The sequence below is a fragment of the Micromonospora sp. NPDC005203 genome, from assembly GCF_042872705.1.
In the GTDB taxonomy this organism is placed as follows: Bacteria; Actinomycetota; Actinomycetes; order Mycobacteriales; family Micromonosporaceae; genus Micromonospora.
In genome coordinates this window covers 233765-242899 of sequence record NZ_JBIAKV010000008.1, presented here as the reverse complement: position 1 = coordinate 242899, position 9135 = coordinate 233765, and the positions used below count along the sequence as shown (strand labels likewise).

11 protein-coding genes are annotated in these 9135 nt (G+C 72.9%); 4 read left to right on the top strand and 7 right to left on the bottom strand.

Going from position 1 to position 9135, the window contains the following annotated elements; translation table 11 throughout:
- Positions 1-114 precede the first annotated feature (114 nt).
- Both ACFYPM_RS19830 and ACFYPM_RS19825 read right to left on the bottom strand, forming a co-directional pair.
- On the bottom strand, positions 115-1065 hold the full coding sequence (locus tag ACFYPM_RS19830) for a hypothetical protein (protein ID WP_387198719.1): 951 nt from the start codon (positions 1063-1065) through the stop codon (positions 115-117).
- A complete protein-coding gene (locus ACFYPM_RS19825) occupies positions 1065-1220 on the bottom strand; it encodes a hypothetical protein (protein WP_387198716.1) in 156 nt (51 codons plus the stop codon). The genes ACFYPM_RS19830 and ACFYPM_RS19825 overlap by 1 nt, the downstream gene beginning before the upstream one ends.
- Before the next feature lie 189 nt (positions 1221-1409).
- Here ACFYPM_RS19825 and ACFYPM_RS19820 point away from each other — a divergent pair, with 189 nt between their 5' ends.
- Entirely contained in the window at positions 1410-1601 is a 192-nt protein-coding gene (locus ACFYPM_RS19820; protein ID WP_013734349.1) for a DUF5703 family protein, read from the top strand.
- A gap of 105 nt (positions 1602-1706) precedes the next feature.
- On the opposite strand, the gene ACFYPM_RS19815 is transcribed toward ACFYPM_RS19820, so the two are convergent.
- Together ACFYPM_RS19815 and ACFYPM_RS19810 are read right to left on the bottom strand one after the other, a co-directional pair.
- Positions 1707-2369, bottom strand: a complete 663-nt coding sequence (locus ACFYPM_RS19815; protein ID WP_357254149.1) for a hypothetical protein — start codon at positions 2367-2369, stop codon at positions 1707-1709.
- Between the two features lie 57 nt (positions 2370-2426).
- On the bottom strand, positions 2427-3755 hold the full coding sequence (locus ACFYPM_RS19810) for a M20/M25/M40 family metallo-hydrolase (RefSeq protein WP_387198712.1): 1329 nt from the start codon (positions 3753-3755) through the stop codon (positions 2427-2429).
- A 184-nt stretch (positions 3756-3939) separates the two neighbouring features.
- Between ACFYPM_RS19810 and ACFYPM_RS19805 the strand changes: the two genes are divergently transcribed.
- The 3 genes from ACFYPM_RS19805 (at position 3940) to ACFYPM_RS19795 (ending at position 5920) form a co-directional block, all read left to right on the top strand.
- Positions 3940-4548: a hemerythrin domain-containing protein gene (locus ACFYPM_RS19805; RefSeq protein ID WP_387198710.1), complete on the top strand. Its 609-nt coding sequence runs from the start codon at positions 3940-3942 to the stop codon at positions 4546-4548.
- 85 nt (positions 4549-4633) lie between these two features.
- A complete protein-coding gene (locus ACFYPM_RS19800; RefSeq protein WP_387198707.1) occupies positions 4634-5614 on the top strand; it encodes a LysR family transcriptional regulator in 981 nt (326 codons plus the stop codon).
- A 60-nt stretch (positions 5615-5674) separates the two neighbouring features.
- On the top strand, positions 5675-5920 hold the full coding sequence (locus tag ACFYPM_RS19795; protein ID WP_387198704.1) for a hypothetical protein: 246 nt from the start codon (positions 5675-5677) through the stop codon (positions 5918-5920).
- A 56-nt stretch (positions 5921-5976) separates the two neighbouring features.
- Here the strand turns inward: ACFYPM_RS19795 and ACFYPM_RS19790 are convergent, their stop codons facing one another.
- From ACFYPM_RS19790 to ACFYPM_RS19780, 3 genes are read right to left on the bottom strand one after another with little or no spacing between them, the layout of a single operon-like run.
- Positions 5977-6327 (bottom strand): DUF3140 domain-containing protein, encoded by a 351-nt coding sequence (locus ACFYPM_RS19790; protein ID WP_088989725.1) that lies wholly within the window; start codon positions 6325-6327, stop codon positions 5977-5979.
- Complete coding sequence (locus ACFYPM_RS19785; RefSeq protein WP_357254137.1) at positions 6327-6530, bottom strand: hypothetical protein; 204 nt, start codon at positions 6528-6530, stop codon at positions 6327-6329. Before ACFYPM_RS19785 ends, ACFYPM_RS19790 begins: the two co-directional genes overlap by 1 nt.
- Positions 6527-9085, bottom strand: a complete 2559-nt coding sequence (locus tag ACFYPM_RS19780; RefSeq protein ID WP_387198701.1) for an ATP-dependent Clp protease ATP-binding subunit — start codon at positions 9083-9085, stop codon at positions 6527-6529. The genes ACFYPM_RS19785 and ACFYPM_RS19780 overlap by 4 nt, the downstream gene beginning before the upstream one ends.
- Positions 9086-9135 lie beyond the last annotated feature (50 nt).

Here is a 9135-nt window from a genome sequence, read left to right as displayed (position 1 = left end):
CCGGGGGCAGGGCGTGCCCGCCGGGGGCAGGGCGTGCCCGCCGGGGGCAGGGCGTGCCCGCCGGGGGCAGGGCGTGCCCGCCGGGGGCAGGGCGTGCCCGCCGGGGGCAGGGCGTCAGGGCGACGGGCGCCGCCCGGGGAGGTCGTGGATCGCGGTCAGGAAGAGCGACTGGTCGTCGCGGACCGCGGGCTGGGTGAGTCGAATCCACGAGTCGTCGTCGAAGACGACCGTGGAGGTCAGCTGCATGAACCCGGCCGCGCCGCGCGCCGAGTCGATCCGGGCCACCCGGTCGCGTCGCACACTCCACAGGACGCGCGGTTGGCGCCGGTCGGGGCGGTCGGCGTCCGGGCGGGGACCCATCCGCAGCAGGTGCAGATGGGTGTCGGTCACCGCCAGCGGGGTGCCGTTGTACCGCTCCAGGAAGAGCAGCAGGCTGCCGGCGAGGGTGGCGAGGTCGCCGCTGAAGACGTACCGGCGGCGGTAGGCGATCTCGGCGAGCTGGTCGGCCAGCGGGCGGTACAGGCTGAGCCGGAACAGGGCGCGGAACGCCTCCTGTTCCTCGGTGAGCGGGATGGGATCGCGCTGCGCGCGCTGCGGTGGTGGCACCGGCTCCGGTTCGGCCGCCTCCGGCACACCGGCCGCCTCCGCCTCCCGGAACGCGGCGGCGGCGGCACCGTCGGGCGCCTCGACGGCAGCGACCTTGGCGGGCAGCAGCAGCAGGCCCGCCGCCAGCCGGACCGGCGTCAGCACCGCGTCCACCCAGACCACCGGGTTGACGATGTTGAGCAACCCGAACAGCACCTTCGGGTCGAGCGAGTCGACGAACTCGTCGGCCAGCACACCGGCGAGCTGCCGCCCGGCCTTGTGGGTCTGCGGGGCGCGGACCGGGCCGAGCCCCACGTACCGCAGCTCCTGTCCGGGCAGCAGTGGCGCGACGAGGGCCCGTTCGGGTTCGTCGCTCGTGCGGAACTCGTCGCGCAGCTCACGGGCCTTGTCCCGGGCCGCCCGCGCGCCGCCGAGCACCGCGTCGGTGAACCGACCCAGCCGGCCCCGTTCCCCTGACATCACGCGTCCCCTCCCGACCGGCCCGCCGGCGGTTGCCCGAAGACACGCTGGTTGATCCAGTCCGCCTCGACCGCGGCGGGGGAGTTGTCGAGGCGCCGGGTGGCGGTCTCCAGTCGACGGACCGCCCGCACGTCGACGTCGATATCCGGCGGCATGCCGTTCCTCCCCCACGAGTCGAGCGCACCGACGATACGATTCCCGGCCACCCGGCACCACCCCGTGGCACGGACAGCACGCTCCACGGGGCAGGGGCGCACAGGTCGGCACGAACCACCCCACGGCAGCGTCGTTGGTCACCCCCAAGGGGGTGGCGAACAGCCGCTGGGCTGGGCAGCATGGATGGCATGGACTACGAATACGCGCCACTGCGGCTGCCGCCGAACGTCGACCGGTTGACCGCGGCGGCGCAGTTGGCGATCCAGGCGGAGTTCTCCGGATGGGAGTTGGCCCGGGTGCGGTTGTACCGGGACGGCACGCGGCAGGTGGTGCTGCGGCGGCGGCGGGTCAACCAGCCGCAGCCGGGCCTGTCGTACTGACGGCCGGACGCCCGGGGCCACGTGGACCCCGGGCGTCGAACGGCCTTGGTGCGCCCCAGGGCGTGCGTCAAAGCCCCTGGCCGGCCGAGGACTTCTACCCGCGCCCTAGTGCTGGTGCCCGGCGTGGTCGTGATCGTCGTCGAGCTCCACGAACGGGTGCTCGTCGAGCCGGCCGACCAGCCGGTCGTCGACCGCCGGCTGGAACGGGCCGACCGCGTCGTCGTCGTCGAACGACTCCAGATCGACCGGCGTGCCCACCTCGCTGACCATCACCACCCCGTCGAGGGGCTCCAGCTCGGGGACGTCCAGCGCGCCGAGCGAGCCGTCGCCGCTCTGCAGCAACTCCAGCACCGCCTCGCCGACGCCCTCCACCGGCGCCGGCTCGTCGTCCTCCGGGGTGCCCTCGCGGCGGGCCGCCTCGGCCACCCGCAGCAGCGCGGCGACGCTCGGCACCCGGTAGTCGCGACGCTGCCGCACCGAGATCACCCGGGGGTGCGGGTCGCTGGCCTCGGAACCCTCAGGGCCGCCGAAGCGCTCGTCGGCCTCGTCCGGGTCGATCGAGTCGACATCCCACGGCGTCACCTCGCCGAAGGCGTCGAGCAACCGCTCGTCGTACGCGAAGGAAGCGTTGTTCAACGCCACGTACGCCTGCCAGACGTCGTCGTCGTCGACGCGGCCCTGCGCGGCGCGTACGGCGGCCAGGTGGTGGCGGGCCGCTTCGATCACCCGCTCGAGAGCGGCGTCCAGCTCACCGTGCTGGTCGGTCATGTGGGGCAGTCCCTTCACGTTGGGGAGGTCGCGCGCCGGATGCAGCGCCGGGCGCGGCTAGCAGGTGCGGAGGAACCGGTCGAGAACCCGCACGCCGAACTGTAGTCCGTCGACCGGAACCCGCTCGTCGATGCCGTGGAACAACGCCGAGAAGTTCAGGTCGGCGGGCAGCCGCAACGGGGCGAACCCGAAGCAGCGGATGCCGAGCTGGGAGAACGCCTTGGCGTCGGTGCCGCCGGAGAGCATGTACGGGACCGGACGCGCCCCCGGGTCCTCGGCGCGCAGCGCCGCCGACATGGCCTCGACCAGGTCGCCGTCGAAGGTGGTCTCCAGCGCGGGCTGCCGCTGGATGTACTCGATGGCGATGTCCGGGCCGATCAGCTCCCGCAGCTGCCGCTCCAGCAGTTCGGACTGGCCGGGCAGGCTGCGGCAGTCGATCGTAGCGGTGGCCCGGCCGGGGATGACGTTGTCCTTGTAGCCGGCGTCGAGCCGGGTCGGGTTGGCGGTGTTGCGGATGGTCGCCCCGATGATGTTGGCGATCGGGCCGAGTTTCGCGATGGCCGTCTCCGGGTCCTCCGGGTCCAGCTCGACGCCGAGCAGGTCGGAGACCTCCTCCAGGAAGGCCCGCACGGTGTCGGTGACCACCACCGGGAAGCGGTGCCGGCCGATCCGGGCGACCGCCTCGGCGAGCGCGGTGACCGCGTTGTCGTCGTGCACCATCGAGCCGTGCCCGGGGCGACCCTTGGCGTGCAGCCGCAGCCAGTCGATGCCCTTCTCGGCGGTCTCGATCAGGTAGAGCCGCTGGCTGTCGTTGACCGAGTAGGAAAAACCGCCGACCTCACCGATCGCCTCCGTGCAGCCGTCGAAGAGGTCCTGGTGGTTCTCCACCAGGAAACGCGCGCCGTAGTCGCTGCCCGCCTCCTCGTCGGCGGTGTACGCGAGCACGATGTCCCGCGGTGGCCGTACGCCGGTGCGCTGCCAGTGCCGCACCACGGCGAGCACCATCGCGTCGAAGTCCTTCATGTCGATCGCGCCGCGGCCCCAGAGGTAACCGTCGCGCAGCTCGCCGGAGAACGGGTGCACCGACCACTCGTCGGCGTCGGCGGGCACCACGTCCAGGTGGCCGTGCACCAGCAGCGCGCCCCGGCTCGGGTCGGTGCCGGGGATGCGGGCCACCACGTTCGCCCGGCCCGGCGCGGCCTCGTGCAGGACGGACTCCACGCCCACCTCGGCGAGCTTCTCCGCCACGTACTCGGCGGCGCGGCGCTCGCCGACGCTCGTGTCGTTGTCCCCCGTGTTGGTGGTGTCGATGCGCAGCAGGTCGCGGCAGAGGTCCACGACCTCCGCGCTGGGGTCGGGTCGGGTGGAGGCCGCATCGCTCGTCATCGCCTCTTCATACCAGCCGGCCCCGGTCGGCCGGGCGGCGCACCGGTGCGCACGGGCCGGCACACCGGTTGGCCCCGGGCCGGCGCATCGACGGGCCCGGTTTCGCCGGGAGCGGGTTCGGGTACCGCCGCCCACGACCGCACATTCCTGCCGGAGCTTCCGCCCGCCAGTCGAGGAGGGCACCATGTCCGCCGTTCCCCTGCCGCCGCTGCCGCCCGCACCCGCACCCGAGGAGGGCTACCGACCCGGTGGCCGCAACATCGCCGACATCGTCGAGGCGGAGCACCGTCAACTGGTGGCGCTGCTGGACCAGCTGACCGGCCCGGACGCCACACCGCGGGAAGGGCTGCCGGTGCTCACCGCCGCGTTGTCGCGGCACCTCTCCGCCGAGGAGCAGTACCTGCTGCCGGCGGTACGCGCCGCGCTGCCGGCGGCCGCCGAGCGGGTGGACGCCGAGATCAACGCCGACGCCAGTCTGCTCAGCGCCCTGAAGGGCGCGACCGACGAGGCGTTGGCCGAGATCGCCGAGCGGGTCCGCCACCACGTCGACGGGGTGGGTGCGCTCGTCACCGAGCTGCGCGCGGTCGCGACCCAGGAGGAGCTGATCCGGCTGGGCAACCGGCTGGAGATCGCCGAGGAGGCCGCGCCGACCCGGCCGCACCCGGGCACCCCGGCCACCCCTCCGTGGAACCGGATCGTGGAGCCGGCGGTCGGGGTGGTGGACAAGGTGCTCGACGCGGTGACCCGCCGGCCGACGTACCTGGCGGACCTGCCGGAGTCGCCGCGGGACTGACGGCGGCGGCACTGCCAGGTGCATTCATTATCACCGATCCGCTCGGGCTATTCCGCCGGCTGACGTGTAGTCCTACCGTCACGGTATGAACCTGGAGCTGCGTCACCTGCGGGTGGTCTGCGCGATCGCGGAGACGGGGAGTGTGACGAAGGCGGCCTCGGCGCTCGGCCTGGCCCAGCCGGCGCTGACCGCCCAGCTCCAGCGCATCGAGCGGACCCTGGGCGGCCCGCTGTTCGACCGGGACCGACGCGGCGCCCGGCCCACCGCTCTTGGTGAGCTGGTGCTGGCTCGGGCCCGGGTGCTGCTGCCGGCGATGAAGGGGTTGCAGGACGAGGCGGCCCGGCTGGCCGGGGCCGGCGACGCGCCGCCGTGCTACCGGTTCGGTGGGGTGAACAGCCCGATCCTGGGCCGGATGGTGCACCGTCTGGCGGCCGAGCAGCCGCCGGCCCAGATCACCACGCTCGCCTCCTGGTCGGTCGACGAGTTGGCGCAGTTGGTGGCGGGCGGCCGACTGGACTTCGCCCTCACCGGGGTGTGCGGCGACGCCAGCCCGTCGGCGGGGTTCGGGTTGAGCTGGCAGGAGGTGGCCATCGACCCGGTGCTGGTCCTGCTGCCGGAGACGCACCCTCTCGCGGCGCACGACGAGGTGCGCCTGGCGGACCTGCGGCACGAGCAGTGGGTGGCCGCCCCGGGCGACGGCTGCTTCGCCGACTGCTTCGCCACCGCCTGCGCCCGCGCCGGATTCACCCCCCGCAAGGTGTACGAGACCGACATCCGCGGCTGCGTCGATCTGGTGGAAGCAGGGGTGGCGATCGCGCTGTGCCAGGCGACGTTCCGCCCGGTGGCCGGGTTGGTCACCCGCCGCCTCGCCGGCATACCGTTGCGCTGGCGGCTCCTGCTCGGCTGGCATCCGGACTCCCCCGCCGCCCGAAAGGCAGACCTGATGGTGCAGACGGCGAAGGCGGCGTACGTCGACTCGTTGGCCCCGCATCCTGCGTACCTGGACTGGCTGCTGCGTCACCCGGCGTTCGGCGTCCGGCAGCCCACCGGGGTCCGGCCGGGCTGATCGGCCGGTATTCCCGGCCGCTGGCGGTGCGAACCGCCGTGGGCCGGGTATCTGGCGGACATGACCGACCTCTACCCGCCCGCCGACGACCGGGAACTGCTCCGCGAGGCGGCCGCCGCGCACACCGCCGCCACCCGTGCGGTGGAGGCGTTCCTGCGCCGCCTGCCGCAGGTGCCCGACCCGGCCGCCGTCACCGAGTACGCCAACCTGCTCAGCCGGGAGGACCAGACCCGCACCGACCGCGACGCCGCCGCCGACGCGGCGGGGCTGACCATCGCCAGCCTGGAACCGGACCAGGGCCAGTAGTCGAGACGCGACGGTGCCGTCCCCGCCCGGGACGGCGCCGTCGCGCGTGGCCTCGTTCAGCGTTCGACGAGCGGGTCGTGTCCGAGGTCGAGCAGCGAGTGCCGCCAGTCGTCGTCGGCGTTGCCGCGTGACGGCTTGGCGTCCATCAGCTCGCGGATCCGCTCGACCGCCTCCCGCATCACCTCGATGTCCTCCGGGGTGAGGTCCACCTTGCGCTTGTTCAGCACCTTGAGGATCTCCCGGCCCGGCTGGGGCAGGTCGAGATTCGGGTTCGGGCTGAACGACTCCTCCCCGGAACCCCGGGTCAGCAACCACGTCCGCAGCTGCTCCGACGGGACGTTGACCTCGGCGTGGAAGTCCTCCCAGAGCACTTCCACCTCGGGGTCGAGCCGCGCTTCGCGTACCATCAGGTCTCCTCTCCGGGCGGTTTCCCGGACGTCTCCGGGTCGTCCTGGTCGGTCTTGGGATGCAGGCCCTCCGCGGGCACCCGCGTGCGGCGGGGGTTCGCGGTCGGCGGCGCCAGGATCGGGTCGGGATGGTCGTCCTCGTCCCGGGCTTTCGTGGGCTCGTGCGGGTCCTCGTGCTCGTCTCGCCGCGCCGGCCCGCTCATCGCGGGTGGGTGGTCGTGGCGGCGGTGTACCCCCGCTCGCCCGCGGTCACGTCGAAGGTGAGCGCACCGTCGCGGACGTCCACCGTGACCTTCTGCCCCGGTGAGATCGCCGACTCCAGCAGCATCCGGGACAGGTGGTTGTCCACCTCCCGCTGGATCACCCTGCGCAGCGGGCGGGCGCCGAACTCCGGCTGGTAGCCGTGTTCGGCGAGCCAGTCGATGCCGGCGGTGGTGAACTCGACCTGGAGGTCCTGGGCGTGCATCCGGCGGCGGGTTTCCTCCAGCAGCAGCGCGGTGATGTCGCGCAACTGCTCGGCCTCCAGCCGGCGGAAGATGATGACCTCGTCGATGCGGTTGAGGAACTCCGGGCGGAAGTTCTCCTGCAGGCGGCGCATGAGCCGCTCCCGCAGCTCGTTGCTCTCCTGCTCGCTGCCCACGTCCCCGGTGCCGAAGCCGACCGAGCGCTGGGCGCCGGTGATCAGCTCGGAGCCGAGGTTGCTCGTCATGATCAGGACGGTGTTCTTGAAGTTCACCGTGCGACCCTGGCTGTCGGTGAGCCGCCCGTCGTCGAGCACCTGGAGCAGGATGTTGAACACGTCCGGGTGGGCCTTCTCGATCTCGTCGAGCAGCACCACGGCGTACGGGCGGCGACGCACCGCCTCGGTGAGCTGGCCGGCCTCCTCGTAGCCGACGTATCCGGGTGGAGCGCCGACCAGCCGGCTGACCGTGTGCCGTTCCTGGAACTCGCTCATGTCCACCCGGACCATCCGGTCGGCCTCGCCGAACAACGCCTCGGCCAGGGCCCGCGCCAACTCGGTCTTGCCGACGCCGGTCGGGCCGAGGAACAGGAAGCTGCCCATCGGTCGCTCCGGGTCGGCCAGCCCGGCCCGGGAGCGGCGCACCGCCTCGGCGACCGCGGTGACCGCGTCGTCCTGGCCGACCACCTTCTGGTGCAGGTGACCCTCCAGGCGCAGCAGCCGGTCGCGTTCCTCCTCGGTGAGCTGGCTGACCGGGATGCCGGTGGCCCGGGAGACGACCTCGGCGATCTCCTTGGGGCCCACCTCGGGCACCTGGGAGCCGGACGAGCCGTCCTCGCCGTTCGCGCGTCGGATGTCCTCCTCCAACTCGGCGATCCGGTCACGCAGCGCGGAGGCCCGCTCGTACTGCTCGTCGGTGACGGCCTGTTCCTTGTCGCGGCGTACCTCGTCGAGTTCCTGCTCCAGCTCGCGCACGTCGGACGCCGGGGTGCGGGTCCGCAACCGCACCCGCGCGCCGGCCTGGTCGATGAGGTCGATCGCCTTGTCCGGCAGGAACCGGTCCGTGACGTACCGGTCGGACAGCTCGGCTGCCGAGACCAGCGCCTCGTCGCTGAAGCGCACCTGGTGGTGGGCCTCGTACCTGTCGCGCAGCCCGCGCAGGATGGCGATGGTGTCGTCGACGCCGGGCTCGGGCACCAGCACCGGTTGAAAGCGCCGGGCCAGCGCGGCGTCCTTCTCGATGCTCTTGCGGTACTCGTCGAGCGTGGTCGCGCCGATCACCCGCAGCTCGCCGCGGGCGAGGGCGGGTTTGAGCATGTTGGACGCGTCCATGCCGCCCTCGCTGCCGGCGCCGCCCGCTCCGACCAGCGTGTGGATCTCGTCCATGAAGATGATCAGCTCGTCCCGGTGCGCCCGGATCTCGTCGATCACCTTCTTCAGCCGTTCCTCGAAGTCCCCCCGGTATCGGGTGCCGGCGACCAGACCCGCCAGGTCGAGTTGGACGACCCGCTTGCCGAGCAGGGTCTGCGGCACGTCCCCGTCGCAGATCCGCTCGGCCAGCCCCTCCACAATGGCGGTCTTGCCGACGCCGGCCTCGCCGATCAGCACCGGATTGTTCTTGGTGCGCCGGGACAGGATCTCGATGGCCTGTTCGATCTCGTCGGCCCGTCCGACCACCGGGTCGATCTGGTCCATCCGCGCCAGCTCGGTGAGGTCCTGCCCGTACTGGTCGAGGGTGGGCGTGCCGCGATCCGGCTTCGGCCCGGTCATCGGCCCACGCTCGGCGTTGGCGGCCTGCAACGACTCGGGTTGGATCCGGCCGGCGGCCAGCATCCGACCGGCCGGCGACTCCGGGTTGAGCGGCAGCGCCATCAGGATGTGCTCGGGGCCGATGTAGTTGGCGCCCATCGCCCGGGACAGCTGGTGGGCGTCGAGCAGCGCCCGCTTGGCGGCCGGGGTCAGCGAGAGGTTGGGCGGCACCTCGCCACGTGGCGCGCCGTCGCCCTTGCCGCCGAGCGCGTTGAGCAGGGTGTCCGGGTCTGCTCCGGCCCGGCGTACCAGGTCACGTAGCGGTTCGCGTTGCAGCGCCGCCCAGAGCAGGTGGTCGGTGTCCAGGTCGTTGCTGTGGCGTTGCGCGGCCCGCCGGGCCGCGTCGGCCAGCATTTCGCGGGCGTCCGCGGTCATGAGTCGGGTGATGTCGACCCGGTGCGGCGGTCGGCGTCCTCCCTCGCCCCGACCGAAGTACCTGGCCAGGAATTCGTCCCACGGGTCGGAGCCGGTGTCACCGGGTCCCATCATGTCTGTCCTCCGCAGTCGGGCGCGGCACGGTCGGCAGGGGCTACCCGGCG

Bases quoted from the DNA above. Each gene is read 5' to 3' on its own strand.
- ACFYPM_RS19820 (WP_013734349.1), top strand. From the start codon at position 1,410: ATGGACTACGAATACGCGCCACTGCGGCTGCCGCCGAACGTCGACCGG.
- ACFYPM_RS19825 (WP_387198716.1), bottom strand. From the start codon at position 1,220: ATGCCGCCGGATATCGACGTCGACGTGCGGGCGGTCCGTCGACTGGAG.
- ACFYPM_RS19810 (WP_387198712.1), bottom strand. From the start codon at position 3,755: ATGACGAGCGATGCGGCCTCCACCCGACCCGACCCCAGCGCGGAGGTC.
- ACFYPM_RS19790 (WP_088989725.1), bottom strand. From the start codon at position 6,327: ATGGTACGCGAAGCGCGGCTCGACCCCGAGGTGGAAGTGCTCTGGGAG.
- ACFYPM_RS19795 (WP_387198704.1), top strand. From the start codon at position 5,675: ATGACCGACCTCTACCCGCCCGCCGACGACCGGGAACTGCTCCGCGAG.
- ACFYPM_RS19785 (WP_357254137.1), bottom strand. From the start codon at position 6,530: ATGAGCGGGCCGGCGCGGCGAGACGAGCACGAGGACCCGCACGAGCCC.
- ACFYPM_RS19830 (WP_387198719.1), bottom strand. From the start codon at position 1,065: ATGTCAGGGGAACGGGGCCGGCTGGGTCGGTTCACCGACGCGGTGCTC.
- ACFYPM_RS19805 (WP_387198710.1), top strand. From the start codon at position 3,940: ATGTCCGCCGTTCCCCTGCCGCCGCTGCCGCCCGCACCCGCACCCGAG.
- ACFYPM_RS19815 (WP_357254149.1), bottom strand. From the start codon at position 2,369: ATGACCGACCAGCACGGTGAGCTGGACGCCGCTCTCGAGCGGGTGATC.
- ACFYPM_RS19800 (WP_387198707.1), top strand. From the start codon at position 4,634: ATGAACCTGGAGCTGCGTCACCTGCGGGTGGTCTGCGCGATCGCGGAG.
- ACFYPM_RS19780 (WP_387198701.1), bottom strand. From the start codon at position 9,085: ATGATGGGACCCGGTGACACCGGCTCCGACCCGTGGGACGAATTCCTG.